The 15,668-nt window shown below is 64.5% G+C and carries 9 protein-coding genes and 1 pseudogene; all 10 read right to left on the reverse strand.

Annotation, left to right across the window (positions count from 1 at the left end):
• Positions 1 to 18: 18 nt before the first annotated feature.
• Positions 19 to 2,238: a fused MFS/spermidine synthase gene (locus tag QHC67_RS13125; RefSeq protein WP_319294997.1), complete on the reverse strand. Its 2,220-nt coding sequence runs from the start codon at positions 2,236 to 2,238 to the stop codon at positions 19 to 21.
• A 33-nt stretch (positions 2,239 to 2,271) separates the two neighbouring features.
• Positions 2,272 to 2,421, reverse strand: a complete 150-nt coding sequence (locus QHC67_RS13130) for a hypothetical protein (protein ID WP_319294999.1) — start codon at positions 2,419 to 2,421, stop codon at positions 2,272 to 2,274.
• 133 nt (positions 2,422 to 2,554) lie between these two features.
• On the reverse strand, positions 2,555 to 3,799 hold the full coding sequence (locus tag QHC67_RS13135; RefSeq protein WP_413818541.1) for an SGNH/GDSL hydrolase family protein: 1,245 nt from the start codon (positions 3,797 to 3,799) through the stop codon (positions 2,555 to 2,557).
• Between the two features lie 12 nt (positions 3,800 to 3,811).
• Positions 3,812 to 5,445: pseudogene (locus tag QHC67_RS13145) on the reverse strand (DUF5597 domain-containing protein).
• Entirely contained in the window at positions 5,442 to 6,917 is a 1,476-nt protein-coding gene (locus QHC67_RS13150; protein ID WP_319295005.1) for a mannitol dehydrogenase family protein, read from the reverse strand. Before QHC67_RS13150 ends, QHC67_RS13145 begins: the two are co-directional and overlap by 4 nt.
• Positions 6,914 to 8,329, reverse strand: a complete 1,416-nt coding sequence (gene uxaC, locus QHC67_RS13155) for a glucuronate isomerase (protein WP_319295007.1) — start codon at positions 8,327 to 8,329, stop codon at positions 6,914 to 6,916. The genes QHC67_RS13150 and uxaC overlap by 4 nt, the downstream gene beginning before the upstream one ends.
• Positions 8,326 to 9,552: an MFS transporter gene (locus QHC67_RS13160; protein ID WP_319295039.1), complete on the reverse strand. Its 1,227-nt coding sequence runs from the start codon at positions 9,550 to 9,552 to the stop codon at positions 8,326 to 8,328. The genes uxaC and QHC67_RS13160 overlap by 4 nt, the downstream gene beginning before the upstream one ends.
• Before the next feature lie 101 nt (positions 9,553 to 9,653).
• Positions 9,654 to 10,865 (reverse strand): D-mannonate dehydratase ManD, encoded by a 1,212-nt coding sequence (gene manD, locus QHC67_RS13165; RefSeq protein ID WP_319295009.1) that lies wholly within the window; start codon positions 10,863 to 10,865, stop codon positions 9,654 to 9,656.
• Positions 10,866 to 10,878: 13 nt separating this feature from the next.
• Entirely contained in the window at positions 10,879 to 13,257 is a 2,379-nt protein-coding gene (locus tag QHC67_RS13170; protein ID WP_319295012.1) for a glycoside hydrolase family 3 N-terminal domain-containing protein, read from the reverse strand.
• The gene (locus QHC67_RS13175) at positions 13,254 to 15,635 is read right to left on the reverse strand and encodes a glycoside hydrolase family 3 N-terminal domain-containing protein (protein WP_319295014.1); all 2,382 of its coding nucleotides are present in this window, start codon (positions 15,633 to 15,635) and stop codon (positions 13,254 to 13,256) included. Before QHC67_RS13175 ends, QHC67_RS13170 begins: the two co-directional genes overlap by 4 nt.
• Between the last annotated feature and the right edge of the window lie 33 nt (positions 15,636 to 15,668).

A 15,668-nucleotide genomic window follows, 5' to 3' on the forward strand; every position in this document is an offset into this window, starting at 1 on the left:
GCGCCTTATCTGGGGCGTCTATCGCAAGGATTTGATGATCGGCAATATGCTGCCGTAATCGTCCGTCCATGCGCGGAAGCCCGGTCGCCCGGTGGGGTCCTGCCAAAGGTCCTCCCCGGTCGTCGCCGTCAGCCGCGCCAGCGTCGCGCGGCTGCGCGACATCGCGATCCAGTTCGATGCCGAGTAATGATAGCGCGCATCCTTGATCGCCGGCTGGTAGAATCGCATCCGCGCGTCCCATCCGCCTTCCTTGGCCGCGGCGGCAATCACTGGCTCCAGGTCGAGATAGCGGTTCGAGATATGCACCAGCAGCAACCCCTCCGGGTTCAGCCGTTTGGCATAGGTCGCAAAGGCTTCGCGCGTCAGCAGGTGCATCGGTACGGAGTCCGAGGAGAAGGCGTCGACCGCTAATATATCGAGCGGCGGCCCCTTCTCCTGCGACAGCATGATCCGCGCATCGCCCAAGGCGATATCGGGCCGAGGCTGACACCGCGCGAGGAAGGTGAACGCCCCGGAATCCCGCGCGAGCCGGATCATCACCGGATCAATCTCATAGAAGCGCCAGGACTGCCCCGGCTGCCGGTAACAACCGAGTGTTCCGGTGCCGAGCCCCACCACGCCGATCCGCGCGTCCGGCCCATACAAGCGTGGAGCGGCGCGCATCGCGAGGCCAACGCCCGAGCGCGGCGCATAATAGCTCGTCGGCATCGCCTCCAGCCCCGGCGTGCGGTTCTGCATCCCGTGGAGCGTCGTGCCATGCACCAGCACGCGCACATCGGAACCGCGGTTGCGAACCTGATACACGCCGAAATAGCTGCGCGTCAGAGCACCGTCCTGCGCACTCAGCGCCAGCTTGTTCCATCCGCCAAGGCACAGCATCAGATAAGCGAGCATACCGGCGAGCAGCAGCCGATTGCCGATCGCGACCACAGCAACCGCGCACAGGAATACGAACGCCGCAGCCCGCAAGCCTTCGGACTTCAGGGACGGCAGAATGACGCCCTCCCCCGCCATCGACACGAGGAGCCCGATGACCAGCAAAGCGGCCGTCAGGACATACCGCCGCGAACCCGCCCAAAGCCGCTCCGCCCAGCCGAACAGCGGTTTCCGTCCGATGCACAACGCCGCTGCCACCAGCAGCAGCGGATGCTCATAGGTCCAGTCGAACAGCAGCGGTGCGATGATCGCGCAGAACACGCCGCCCAGCACGCCGCCCACCGACATCGCAAGATAGAAGCCCGTCAGTTGCGCCGGTGCGGGCCGCGTGTCGTACATGCGCGTATGAAGGGCGACCGCGACGACGAAGAGCGTCAACAGCGCCGCGACCGCCATCGTCAGCGGAAAGCCCCTGACACCAGCCAGAGCCGCACAGCCGCCGATGATCAGGACCAGGGGCGCGACGGCCGTGATCGCATTGGCCAGCGCCCGGCCGGTCGCAAACGCCACGGAAAAGCTCAACAGGTACAGCCCGAGCGGTATCACCCACAGCAATGGCATTGCGACGATGTCGGTCGTCAGATGCAGGCTGGTCGAGAGCATCAGCCCGGACGGAATGGCGGCGAGTATGATCCAGCGCGCGACCTGCCCTGCCTGCAAAGGCTCGGCGGCATGGGATGCTTCCACAACGGGCACGCCGCGCTGCAACATCCACGCACACCACGCCATTAACGCGAACAGCAATATGTATCCGCATGTCCACAGCCAGCTTTGCTGGGCCAGCGGCATGAACGGCTCGACCAGCAGCGGATAGGCGATCAGCCCGCTAAAGCTGCCGAGATTGGACGCCGCGTAGAGCGGATAGGGGTCGCCTCCGCCGGTCAGGGTGAACCACCGCTGCATCAGCGGGGCCTGTGCCGCCACGACGAAGAACAAGGGGCCAATGGACGCGATCAGCAGCCACGGCACCCAGAAGATCGGGTTCACATCGGCGGGTATGTCGCCCGCCATAAGCGAAATCGGCAGCGTCAGCGCAGCGAGCGCGAACAGCGCCAGATGGACGCGCGCCTGCGCAACCGGCCTCAGCCGCGTCACGAAATGCGCGTAAGTATACCCGCCCAGCAGCAGCGCCTGATACACCAGCATCGCCGAGTTCCACAGCGAAGGCGCGCCGCCGACCCGCGGCAGCGCCATCTTCGCCACCATCGGCTGGACGAGAAACAGCAGGAAGGAGCCGACGCAGATGGTCGCCGCAAAGCGCCATCGGCCAGCCGTCGCTCCGACAGGCGCGGAGTCGCTCAAAGGTTCAGTGCTGGCCCCGCTCCCCACCGGCGATTATGGTCGCTTGCTGGCCTTCAGGTAAACATAGCCCGCGCCTGCGGCAGCGCCCACCAGTGGGCCGATGAAGGGTATCGGGATAGCGATCACCGCACCGATGGCGGCTGCCTTTGCCATGCTTTTCCCAAGTGGCTTGTCTATCGTCATTGTCCGTCGCCTCGAAAGTTCATCCCGCACCTAGCGCGAGTGCCGCCCGATCAACGTATGGTCAAGTTAATGGCTCCGTCGATTTTCACGAACGATGCGGCGCACCTGTCGTTTAACCGCGCCACCGGAGCTATTATTGGAACAGCTTCAAGGGGATGGCGTCAGCCATGGCGCGATACCCGGCAGGCGAAGGATGCAGCCCGTCGCCTACGTCATACTCCGCGCGCAGGCGATCCGGGCGCGCAGGGTCCCGCATCACTGCGTCGAGATCGACGAATGCGTCGAAATTGCCCGGTTGCCGAATCCAGCGATTGACCGCCTGCCGGTCCGCTTCGTTGCGGGCGTCTGGATGATAATAAGTGTTGCTTCCGAACGGCAGGATCGTCGCGCCGATCACCTTGATGCCGCGGGCATGGGCGCGCTGTACGATCTGGCGGTAAGCGCCGATCATCCGCGAGACCAGCTCCGCATGCGCCGCTTCGCTCACAGGCGCTTCACGGGTCAACGTCCCGATATCGTTGATGCCCTCCAGAACGATCAGGTAGCGCGCGCCCGGTTGCGCGAGCACATCGCGGTCCAGCCGCGCCAGTGCATTGGGACCCAGCCCGTCCTTCAACAGGCGATTTCCGCCTATCCCCTGATTGAGCACCGCCAGATGGCGCAGCCTGGGCTCACCCTGAAGCCGCGCCGCAAGCCGGTCGGTCCATCGATCGTTGCCGTTCGTCGTCGCCCCCCGCCCATCGGTGATGGAGTCCCCCAGCGCGACGATCGCGCCAGCCGGAGCGCATGTCTCCGCCTCGACCGACGCAAGCGAGAACCAGTGATCGAAGGTCTTTGCGCCCGGCATCGCAGGATCGTTCAGATGATCGCCGGGCAACACGTAGGAGGTCGCACGCGAGCCCGGATGCGATGTCTGCGCGGCAGGCTCCTCCGGATGGTGAATGCTGACGACAAGGCTCTCCAGCGCGGCAGGGGCAAGCGCGACCGGATCGGACAGATATTCCGCCCCGGCCGGGATCATGACCTCACGCCGCCCGTCGAACAGCACGCGTCGCAATGTCTCGCCCTTGATCGCAGAAGACGCAGGATCGGCGGACTGGGCCACAGTCACACCACTTATCCCCAACGGATCGGGGCTCGCCACATTGGAGAGCCGCACGCGCAACCGCTGACCCGCAACGGATGTCCGTACCACCTGCCGCAACGTCGCGCCGCCGAGCACCCCCTTGGGCAGCAAATTCTCGCCGGTGGGCAGCATCTGCGACGATGCCCATGTCGGTATCCAGACGGACGAGCAACTCTTTGCGGCGGCGGCATCGGCCATGCCGAAGGCGGCGAGCAGCGGGGCGACAGCCCAGATCAAGCGTCGATTTCTCATATGCGGCGATCCCTATCGATATCTGTACAACCGGACCTTCTGGATCTGGAACTCGCCCGCGGGGAGCCGAATATGCCGCCCTTGATGAGTCTGGTCGCCATTCATCAGTCGCCCGGATACCCATTGCCCGCTTGCATCGAACTGCCCTTCCCAGGCACTGTCGATCCCGGCGAGGCCCGGCCCTTGCCCCACCGGGCGAAAGGTCACGGTGATCCCCTGGCCCGCGATCAGATACTCCTCCGGCCCGGTCTGATGATGATGCCGCCCGCATTGCCGGTTTCCGGCGTCACGACCGGCCTCTGGATGTCGGCGAAGGCGACCGTGAAGCGGTAAGCGCCGATCGTCTCCGTTACGGGCTCATAGACGATGGTCTCATCATAGAGTGCGCGCGGCCTGAATGCCGACATGCGTCCAAGCCCTTGCGCCGCGAGGATCTGCGGCTCCAGCTGCGCCAATATTCGATAGGCGTCACCCAGCGCGCCAGGCTTCTCCGCCACCGACTCGATGGAGAATGGCCCGAAGCCGATCGCATCCAGCTTGCCGATCGCGTAGAATGCGTTGGCGGGCACCTGCGGATGATCGGCGTTGTTCGCTTCGGGAATGAACAGCGGATTGTCCGACCGCTTGTAACGATGGACGATGTCCACGAAGTTCGGGAAATAGATGTCGGGCGCGAGGAAATCGATGGCGGGCGCTCCTGCCTTCCACACGTCGATCAGGTGCGGCAGCGGCCCGCCGCTCGGATACTCGCCCGGCAGGCGGCCCGGACGATTGAGCGCCACGTTGACGTACATCGGCAGCGGATAGGCCGCCTTGCCCGCCGCCGTCAGGGCGTCGGCGAAGCGCGCATAATGCCAGGCGGTGAAGATTTCCTCCGCCTGATGACCCGGCCCGAACACCTCCGCCCAGGTGCCACTGGTCTTGCCGCCTTGCTCCTCCCAAAGCTGCTTCATCTCCGGCACCAGCGTATCGCGATGCTGCGCAAGGTACGTCATCAGTTCGGCGGGCACCGGCTGACGAAACGCCGCCTCCGCCAGTGGGCCATAATCCCGCGCAACAGGCAACATGCCGATCTCGTTCTCGACCTGCATCATGACAACCGTGTTCTGCTTGTCGTCAGTCGCCTTGATGTGCGCCATCAATGCCGCAAAGGCGCGGCTGTCGGCCTCAAGCGTCGCCGGTGCCATGGCGGAGAGGATCTCCACGCCCTGCCCGTTCGGCAAGGCTGCGCGCGGAAAGCGCACCTGATCGCGCTTCACCCACGCCGGGGCATAGGTCGACATGCTGTTCTTCCACGCGCCGAACCACAGGATGACGAGCTTCAGATCATGCGCCCGCGCATCGCGGATGAGGCTATCGACCGAGGACCAGTCATAGCGCCCCTCCTGCGGCTCGATCAGTTCCCACGAGACGGGGGCCAGCACCGTGTTGAGGTGCATGTCCTTCAACTGCTTCCAGCGCGGCGCCATGTAGCTGGCGCTCGACGCGCTGCTATTGCCGAGTTCCCCTGCGATCAACAGCATCGGCTTGCCCTTCACGTGCAACTGCGTCGCCGTGCCCTGTTTGACCAGCTTTGTGGGCTCAGCCGTCAGAGGCGCGGCGAGGACCGACAGGAACAGGCCCGCCGCTTTGAGCGAAAATCTCATTCTCCATCCCTCTTCAACTGCGCCAGAGCCGCGAGCGCACCATCATTCTCAAGGATCGTCAGCCAGTGCGTCAGCGCGCTGCGGAGAATCGGATTGTCGCGCAATGCAGCGGGTACGATCTGCTCGAAGTTCAGTATCGCCTCGACGCGCGCTGCAGGGTCTTCCGCGCCATTCAGGCGCGTTGCCATCATTGCCGCCAAGGGGTCTTCGACTTTGTAGGCCAGCCCCTTGTCATCATACCCCGCCTGCCAGCGTATCCATGCCGCCACTGCCAGCGACAGTGCCGCGATATCCTGCCCCCGTTCCAGCCGCGTGAGGATCGGAGCGAACAGGCGCTGGGGCAGCTTCTGCGACCCGTCCATCGCAATCTGCCGGGTGCGATGCTGGAGCGAAGCGTTGTCGAAGCGCCCCATCAGCTCGCGGCGATAGGCGGCGACATCCAGTTCCGCAGGAGGCGAGAGCGTCGTCTCCGCCTCATCCCACAACTGCTCGACGAAGGCGCGCGCGGCGGGAAGCGCAAGCACCTCATGCACATGCTCGATTCCCGCCAGCCCACCCAGATAGGCGATCCCGCTATGCGCGCCGTTCAGCAGCCGCAACTTCGCTTCCTCCCATGGTGCGACCGATTGCGTGATCTGGACCCTGTCGCCAAAGTCCGGCCGGGGGCCGCAGAACTTATCCTCGATCACCCACTGCAAAAACGGCTCGGTCTTGACCATGGCACGGTCCTCGAACCCCAGATGGTCCGCCAGGGACCTGATGTCATCATCGGTCGTGGCGGGCACGATGCGGTCCACCATCGTTTCCGGAAACGCACCCTGCTCTGCGATCCAGTCCGCCAAGGACGGATCGTGCCAGCGCGCCAGATCGAGAACTGCGTTGCGCAGCCGCGTGCCGTTATGGGGAAGATTGTCGCAGGATATGGCCGTGAACGGCGGGCGGCCCGCAGCCCTCCGCATCGCCAGCGCCGCCACCAGAAAGCCGGGGGCCGTCTGCGGACGCTGGAGGCTCTCCATGTCCGCTTTCACTTGCAGATCGTCGTGGATCAATCCCCCGGTGGCGGGGTCCAGCTTGTACCCCTTCTCGGTAATCGTAAGGGTCACGATATGCGTGTCCGGATGCGCGAGCGCGTCCAGCAATGCCTGTGGTTGTTCCGGCGCGACCAGCACGGCCTGCACTGCGCCGATGACCCGGTGCCGCTCCGTCGCGCCATCCCGCTCGACCAGAGTATATAGTGCATCCTGCGGCGCCAGCTCGTCCCGAACCGTGGGCGAGCGCAGCGATGCGGCAGTGATGCCCCAGCGCAAATCGCCCTCGTTCAACACGTCATCGAACACTGCCGCCTGATGCGCGCGATGGAAAGCGCCGATGCCCAGATGGACCACGCCGCTCCTGACCGCCCGACGATCGTATCGCGGGCGCCCGACTCCGGCCGGCAGCGTGTCGAGAGCAGCAGTTGATAGCCGCTTCACAATTTATACGCCTGCTTCGCCAGGCCATAGGCAAGCGCATACGCGAGTTCCTGCGCCTCGTCTTCATCCAGTCGATGTTCGGCCACCAGCCGCGCAAGGAAAGCGCAATCCATCCGCCGCGCCACGTCATGCCGCGCCGGGATGGACAGGAAGGCGCGGGTGTCATCGTTGAACCCGACCGTGTTGTAGAAGCCCGCCGTCTCCGTCACCCGCTCGCGGAAGCGCCGCATGCCTTCCGGGCTGTCATGGAACCACCAAGGCGGACCAAGGCGCAATGCCGGATAATGCCCCGCCAAGGGAGCAAGTTCGCGCGAATAGACATCCTCGTCCAGCGTGAAGAGGATCAACGTCAGGCGCGGATCATTGCCATAGGCGTCGAGCAGGGGCTTCAGGGCATGCACGAATTCTCCGGCCGTCGGAATGTCGCCGCCCTTGTCGCGGCCGAAGCGCGCCAGCACTGCATCGTTATGGCTCCGGTGGACGCCTGGGTGAAGTTGCATCACCATGCCGTCCTCGACCGACATGCGCGCCATCTCCACCAGCATATGGCCGCGGAAAAGCTCCGCTTCCCATGATGTGACCGGACCGGCCAGGACCTTCGCATAGAGCGTCTCGATATCGGCCGGAGCAAGGTTCGCGGTGAAGGCGGACGGATGCCCATGGTCGGTGGATGTGGCCCCGGCTTCCCGGAAATCGGCACGCCGCTTCCAGTGCGCGCGGAGGTAGCCGGCGAAGGTGGCGATATCTTCGCCGGTGATCTCGCCGAACGCGCGGAGGTTGCCGGCGAAGTTGATGGCTTGCGGATCGATTACCGGGTCAGGGCGATAGGCCGTCACCACGCGCCCCTCCCAACCACTGGCGCGGAGGGCGCGGTGATGGTCCAGGGGATCGAGCGGCCCTTCGGTCGTGGCGATCACCTCGATGTTGAAGCGCTCGAACAAGGCGCGGGGACGGAACGCGGGAGTCTTGAGCGCCGCATCGACCACATCATAGTAGTGATCGGCCGTGCTCGCTTCCAGCCCGACATCTATGCCGAACGCCTCGGCAAATACCCAGTCCAGCCACATGCGCGAAGGCGTGCCGCGGAAGAGATAATAATGATCGGCAAAGCAGCGCCAGATCGCCCGCGGGTCGCTCTCGGTCGGGCTGCCATCGACGGTCGGAATGCCCAGCCGGTCGAGCGGAACGCCCTGGCTCATCAGCATCCGGAACACATAATGATCCGGGATCACCAGCAACTCCGCGGGATTGGCGAAGGGGTGATCATAGGCGAACCATGATGGATCGGTGTGGCCGTGCGGACTGATGATCGGCAGATCCTTGACGCCAGCATGCAACGCACGGGCGATGTCGCGGGTGCGGGCTTCCGCAGGGAACAGCCGGTCGGGGTGCAGGGCAAGCGGACGGGTCATGCAGGCTGGCTCATGGCAACTTTCGCATAGCGCGGATTGAGGATGTGCGTCGCAAGCAGCGCCAGCAGATAGGCCATGCCGCACGCGATGAAGAAAGGTTCGTAGCTACCCACCTTGTCGAGCAGCGCGCCCAGCGATTTCGACGCGATGAACCCTCCGGTCGCTCCCGCGAACCCGCCAAGCCCGATCAGCGTACCCTGCGCGTAACGCGGGAACAGGTCGCCGGGGATGGAATAGAGGTTCGTTGAAAAGCCCTGGTGCGCGGCGCAGGCAAGTCCGATGAAGGCGACCGCGATCCAGATGTCGCTTGCCTGCACGGCAAACATCACCGGCAGCGCAAACAGGGCGCAGATGAGCATCGCCTGCTTGCGCGCGCGGCCGGTCGCCATTCCGCGCTTGAGCAGATGCGAAGAATACCAGCCACCCGCGATCGCCCCCACATCGGCAAGGATGTAGATCGCCACCAGCGGCGGTCCGAAGCTTTTGAGGTCATAGCCGTACTGCGTGCTGAAGAAATCGGGCAGCCAGAACAGGAACGTCCACCATACAGGGTCGATCAGAAAGCGGCCCGCCATATACGCCCAGGTCTGACGATGCCCCAGCACCCGGCGAAAGCCTGCGCGGCCCACATCCTCCTGCGGTTCCGCCTCGATCCAGGCGCGCTCCTCGGTCGTGATCGTCGCATGGTCCGAAGGCTTGCGGTAGAAGCGCCACCACACGCCCAGCCACACCAGATTGAACACTCCGGTAAGGATGAAGGCCCAGCGCCAGTCCAGCAGCAGCCCGGCGACGAGGAACGACACCAGCAACGGCGTCACGATAGCGCCGACATTCGCGCCCGCGTTGAAGATGCCGATCGCCAGCGCCCGCTCCTGCTTGGGGAACCATTGCGACACCGCCGCGAGAGCCGAAGGAAATGTTCCGGCCTCTCCCAATGCCAGCGGAATGCGGGCTATAACGAATCCGCTCGTGCTGGTGACCAACGTCTGGGCGAAGTGCCCTATGGTCCAGCTTCCCATCGCCAGCATATAGCCAAGCTTCGGCCCGATCCGATCGATGAGCCAGCCAAACCCCAGCATTCCCAAGCCATAGCAGACCTGAAAATAGCCGGTGATGTCGCCATAGCCGGAATTCGTCCAGCCATAGAGCGTCTCGAGCTGCGGTTTCAGCACCCCCAGCACAAGCCGGTCGATGTAGGACAGCACCACCGCCGCAAACAGCATGGCGCAGATGATCCAGCGCACCCTGCCGCGTGGCTTGGGCACGGCATGGGCGACCGTTTCGGGCGCGTCCTGTGCGGCCGCCGCGAGGTCGCTCACCTGGCTCACCAATTGAACATCGTGCCGTCTTCCAGCCGGTTCACCGGCAGGAAGGCGCGCTTGTAAGGGTAATCGGCGGCCAGCACTTCGTCGAGATCGACGCCAAGGCCCGGCCTGTCGCCCGGATGCATCATCCCTCGCTCGAACGTATAGGCGTGCGGGAATACGGCGTCCGTCTCGGGCGTATGGCGCATATATTCCTGCACGCCGAAATTGGGCACCGACAAGTCGAAGTGCAGCGCGGCGGCCATGCAGACGGGCGAGAGGTCGGTCGCGCCATGGCAGCCGGTGCGGACCTGGTACAGATCGGCAAGGCTGGCGATCCGGCGCAGATGCGTGATGCCGCCGGCATGGACGACCGTGGCCCGGATATAGTCGATCAGCTGGTTCTGGATCAGTTCCCGGCAATCATGGATCGAGTTGAAGATCTCGCCCACGGCCAGCGGCGTCGTCGTGTGCTGGCGAATGAGCCGGAACGCTTCCTGATTTTCGGCGGGCGTCGCATCCTCCAGCCAGAAGGGGCGATATTGCTCCAGATCCTTGCCCAAGCGACCCGCCTCGATGGGCGTCAGGCGGTGGTGGATGTCGTGCAGCAGATGCACGTCCCACCCGAGCGCCTCCCGCCCCGCCTTGAACAGTTCGGGGACCACGCGGAGATATTTTTCGGTCGACCAGACATTCTCGGTTGGCAGGTCCGCATCGGCAGGCTCGTAGAAATAACGGTCCTTCGACACGCCATAAGTGGAGGCCAGGCCCGGTACGCCGCACTGAATGCGGATCGCCTTGTAGCCCTCCGCCTGATAGGCTTTTGCCGTCTCGATTGTATCTTCGATCGTGGTCCCGTTGGCGTGGCCATAGACCATCACGCCTTCCCGGCTTGCGCCACCCAGAAGCTGATAAACGGGCAGGCCCGCGATCTTGCCCTTGATGTCCCACAGTGCCGTATCGACCGCGGCAATCGCGCTCATCGTCACCGGGCCGCGCCGCCAATAGGCGCCCTTGTAGAGATACTGCCAGATGTCTTCGATCCGGTGCGCGTCGCGGCCGATCAGGCAGGGGATTACGTGATCCGTCAAATAGCTGGCGACCGACAGTTCCCGCCCGTTGAGGGTCGCGTCGCCAAGGCCATAGACGCCGTCCTCCGTCTCGATCTTGAGCGTGACGAAGTTGCGGCCGGGACAGGTGACAATGACCTTGGCGCTGATGATCTTGGGCATCGATAAGTCCTGTTCAGATGATTTCGAGCGTGACGGATTTTAGGTCGCGGCTATTGGGTCCGGCCATGATGTCGAACAGGCCGGGTTCGACCACTTCCTCCATCTCCTGATTCCACAAAGCGAAGGCGTCGGAGCCAAGGGTGACGCGCACCGTGCGGCTTTCGCCCGGCTGCAGCGTCACGCGCTCGAAGCCCTTCAGCTCCTTGATCGGACGCGTGACCGAAGCCGTGCGGTCGTGGACGTAGATCTGGACGACCTCGTCCCCTGCCCTCGATCCGCTGTTCCGGACCTCCACTTCGACCACCACTTCGCCGCCGGTGCCGATCCGCGGAGCCGACAGGCGCGGCGCGGCCATCTCGAACGTCGTGTAGCTGAGCCCGAAACCGAACGGGAAAAGCGGATCGATCTCCTCGAACACATAACCTCGCCGGGCGCTGGGCTTGCGATTGTAGAAGATCGGGATTTGCCCCGCATTGCGCGCAACCGTCACGGGCAGCTTCGCTCCGGGATTGATGTCGCCGAACAGGGCATCGGCCATGGCCGTGCCGCCCTCCTGCCCCGGATACCAGCACTCAAGGAGCGCGTTTGCCCGCGTCGCGACCGTTATATAGCTTGGCGGGCGGCCGTTGATGGCGCAGACGACGACCGGCTTGCCAGTGGCCGCCATTGCTTCGAACAGGTCATTCTGTTCGCCGACCAGATCGAGAGTGGTGCGGTCGCCAAGATGATTGGCGGCAAAGCCTTCGCGGCTGGTCTGTTCAGTGTCGCCAATGGCAAGGATGATGACGTCCGAACCCTTCGCGACTTCGACCGCTTCGGCGATGAGCGCGCGGTTTTTCGCGGGGTCCGCCAGCAGCACTTCATCTGCCGAGCGATCCTCGCTCTGGGTGATGAAGACGCCTTGCGCGTGGACCACATCGGCTTTGCCCGCCAGCTTCGCCTTCACCGCGTCGAGCAGCGAAATGGCCTGACGCGGTATGCTGGAATAGCCGCCCAGCCGGGCGGTGGCGGCATTGGGGCCGATCACCGCCACCCTCTTGTGAGCGCCAGCCGTCAGCGGCAGCGTGCCGTCATTGGTCAGCAGCGCAATCGACTTGTGCGCAGCCTTCAGCGCCAAAGCCCGCGCCTCGGCATTGCCGGTCAGCCGGCCATAGCCCTTCTCGGGCCAGGGATTTTCAAACAGGCCCGCGCGGAACTTCAGCGTCAACATCCGCGTGCAGGCAGCGTCGACAGCTTCAAGGGGAACTTGTCCCGCGCGAACCTGCTTGACGAGCGTCCGATAGGCCATGCCATCGGGCAGCTCGCAGTCCACTCCGGCCCGTAGCGCGGCGCGACCTGCCGCCTCCAGATCGGATTGGACATGATGAATGGTGTCGAGTTCGTGAACCGCGCCATAGTCGCTGACAATGGCGCCATCGAAGCCCCATTCGCCGCGCAGAACATCGCCCAGCAGCCAGCGGTTCATGTGGCTGGGAACGCCGTCGATCTCGTTATAGCTCGGCATCACGGCGGCTATGCCGGTCTGCTTCACCACGGCGCGGAAGGGCGGGAAGAAGTTTTCGCGCAGTTCGCGTTCGGCGATGGGCGCGGGCGCGATGTTCTCGCCGCTCTCCGGCTGGCCGTGTCCGGTCATGTGCTTGAGGGTTGCGAACACCTTGCCCGGAGGCAGGGTCTTGCCGTCTCCCTGCAGGCCGCGCACGGCGGCGACGCCCATCTCGCCACAGAGATAGGGGTCCTCGCCGAAGGTTTCCTCGATGCGTCCCCAGCGCGGATCGCGGGCGATATCCACGACCGGGGAGAGCGCCAGATGAACGCCGCGGGCGCGGACTTCACGGGCGATGACCGACTGCACATCCTGCATCAGTTGCCGGTCGAAGCTGCCCGCCAGACCGATCGCCATCGGGAACATGGTGGCGTCCGTCGCCATGTATCCGTGCAGCGATTCCTCGTGGAACAGCACGGGAATGCCGAGCCGCGTTTCCTTCGTCGCCCAGCGCTGGACTGCGTTGATGAACGCCACGGTGTCGGCAGGCGTGCGCCAGCGCGCGCCGGTGCCTCCGGCCTGCGTCGAACCTGCAGGTGCGCCACGCCGGTCGGACGGGCGCGTGATCTGCCCGAAACTTGCGGGATAGGCCGCGCTGGCCTTGGCGGGGGAGAACGTCAGATCGTCCATGATGTCGGCCTTCGTCGCCCAAAGCGCGATGATCTGGCCGACCTTCTCCTCAAGCGTCATGCGGCCCAGAAGATCGCGGACGCGCAGGTCAATCGGTGCGGACGCATCCTTGTACAGCGGACCACCGCCGCTTTTGCCGATTGCCGGGGCAGCGGCAACGAGAGAGGTCGAGCCGAGCAGGCCGAGCACTTGCCGACGGGCAAAATGGGCGGCCTTCATGGTACGACCGTCAGGGTCGCGGATTTCAGGTCGACCGAATTTGGGCCGGTCATGATATCGAAGTCTCCGGGCTCGACCACGCGCTCCATTTTGTCGTTCCACATCTGCAGATGCGCGGGATTGATCGTGAAGTTGACGGTCCGGGCCTCTCCGGGGTTCAGCGCGACGCGCTGGAAGCCCTTCAATTCCTTGATGGGCCGCGTGACGGAACTGACCTTGTCACGGACGTATAGCTGGACGGTCTCGTCGCCCGCCCTCGCGCCGGTGTTACGCACATCCACCGATACTGTGACGGAGCCGCCCTTCCCCATGCGCGCCGCGGACAGACGCGGCGTGCCCAGGTCGAAGCTGGTGTAGCTCAGCCCATAGCCGAACGGGTACAGCGGCGCAGTCGTATCGAACAGATAGCCGCGCCGGGCACTGGGCTTCGCATTGTAGAACATCGGCAGTTGCCCGACCGAGCGCGGGATTGTGACGGGCAGCTTGCCGCCCGGATTGACGTCGCCGAACAGCACGTCCGCCATGGCGTTCCCGCCCTGCTCGCCCAGATACCAGCCCTCGATCAGCGCGTTGGTCTCCTCCGAGATCTTGACGGTGGACGCCGGACGGCCGTTGATGAGGACGACGGTGATCGGCTTGCCCAGCGCCTTCAACGCATCGAACAGCTCCTGCTGCTCCCCGACGAGATCGAGGCTCGGGCGGTCGCCAAGATGGTTGTTCGCCCAGCCCTCGCGGCTAGACTGCTCGGTATCGCCCAGGGTCAGGATGATACGGTCGACGCCTTTCGCCGCTTCCACGGCCTGCGCGATCAGGCGGCGGTTTTCGGCAGGGTCGGCCTTCGTAACCTTGTCTTCCCACCAGTCGTCATTCTCGGTGATCTTGACGCCCTGCGCGAAGACGATGTTCGCGCGAGTGCCGACCTTCGCCTTGATGCCTTCCAGGATGGAGACGCTGTGCGGCGGCTGGCCATAATAGCCGCCCAGCCGCGCGACTGCGGCGCTAGGGCCGATCACGGCGATCGTGCCCCCGGGCTTCAGGGGCAACATGCCGTCATTCTTGAGCAAGGTGATCGACCGCTGCGCCGCCTTCCGCGCCAGGGCGCGCGCCTGCGGGTTGTTGGTGATCGCTTCGGAGGCCGTCGCATCGGCATAAGGGTTCTCGAACAGCCCGGCGCGGAACTTCAGTTCCAGCATACGCCGCGCGGCAAGATCGACCTTCGCCTGATCGACGCGGCCTTCGCGCACGGCCTTCGCCAGCAGCTTGTAGGATACGCCATCGGGCAAATCCGCATCGACGCCTGCATCGAGCGCACGCTTGGCGGCACCCTCCAGATCATCGGCAATATGATGGATGCTCATCAGCTGGTCGATGGCGGAATAGTCGCTGACGACCGCGCCCTGAAAGCCCCATTCGCCGCGCAGCACGTCGCCCAGCAGCCAGCGGTTGGCGTGGCTGGGAACACCGTCGATCTCGTTATACGACGCCATCACGGCTTCGATGCCAGTGCGCTTCACGACCTGTTCGAAGGGCGGGAAAAAGTTCTCGCGCAGTTCGCGTTCCGACACGGGCGCGGGGCCGACATTGGTGCCGCTTTCGGGCTGGCCATGGCCGGTCAGATGCTTGAGCGTTGCGAAGACTCGACCGGGCGGTAGCATCCGGCTGCGCCCGGCCCCCTGGAGCCCCTCGACGGCGGCAACGCCCATTTCCCCGACAAGATAAGGGTCTTCGCCGAAGGTTTCCTCGATCCGGCCCCATCGTGGATCGCGGGCAATGTCGACCACGGGCGAGAGCACCAGACTCACGCCGCGCGAGCGGATTTCGCGGGCAATGACCATGTTCACTTCCCGAACCAGATCGAGATCGAAGGCAGACGCCATGGCAATGGATTGCGGGAAGCTCGTCGCGCCCACTGCGGCGTAGCCATGCAGTCCTTCTTCATGGAAGAGGATAGGGATGCCGAGCCGAGTCTGGGTCATGGCCCAGCGCTGAAGGGCGTTCACCAACGCGACCGTCTGGCGGGGATTGCGGCCTGGCACGACGCGCGGGCTGACGGCACCCTTGGCATCCGAAGGCCGGGCAAAGTGGCCGAGCCCAATAGGGAAATTCGCCTTCAGCTTGGCGGGGTCGAGCTGGAGCTTGTCGTCGAAGACCGTGACCTTCGTGTCCCAGGCGGTCGTGATCTGGGCGATCTTCTCTTCCAGCGTCATGCGCGAGAGGAGATCATCGACGCGCGCCTCGACGGGTTGCGCGGCGTCCTTGTAGAGCGGCTTTGCGCTTGCTGCCGGAGTCGAGCGGGCAGATGCCGAAGACACGGGAGCCGACGCCAGCAGCGCCAATGCCGAGACCGCGCCCAAAATCTGATAAGATCGCAACGTCACTTCCCTCTCCACTTGCGAAGTCAGGCGATATTT

This window comes from Sphingobium sp. (genome assembly GCF_033795625.1).
GTDB lineage: Bacteria > Pseudomonadota > Alphaproteobacteria > Sphingomonadales > Sphingomonadaceae > Sphingobium.

Coding starts and splice junctions, on each gene's coding strand:
- QHC67_RS13130 (WP_319294999.1), bottom strand. CDS start 2,421: ATGACGATAGACAAGCCACTTGGGAAAAGCATGGCAAAGGCAGCCGCC.
- QHC67_RS13135 (WP_413818541.1), bottom strand. CDS start 3,799: ATGAGAAATCGACGCTTGATCTGGGCTGTCGCCCCGCTGCTCGCCGCC.
- uxaC (WP_319295007.1), bottom strand. CDS start 8,329: ATGACCCGTCCGCTTGCCCTGCACCCCGACCGGCTGTTCCCTGCGGAA.
- QHC67_RS13160 (WP_319295039.1), bottom strand. CDS start 9,552: ATGCTGTTTGCGGCGGTGGTGCTGTCCTACATCGACCGGCTTGTGCTG.
- manD (WP_319295009.1), bottom strand. CDS start 10,865: ATGCCCAAGATCATCAGCGCCAAGGTCATTGTCACCTGTCCCGGCCGC.
- QHC67_RS13170 (WP_319295012.1), bottom strand. CDS start 13,257: ATGAAGGCCGCCCATTTTGCCCGTCGGCAAGTGCTCGGCCTGCTCGGC.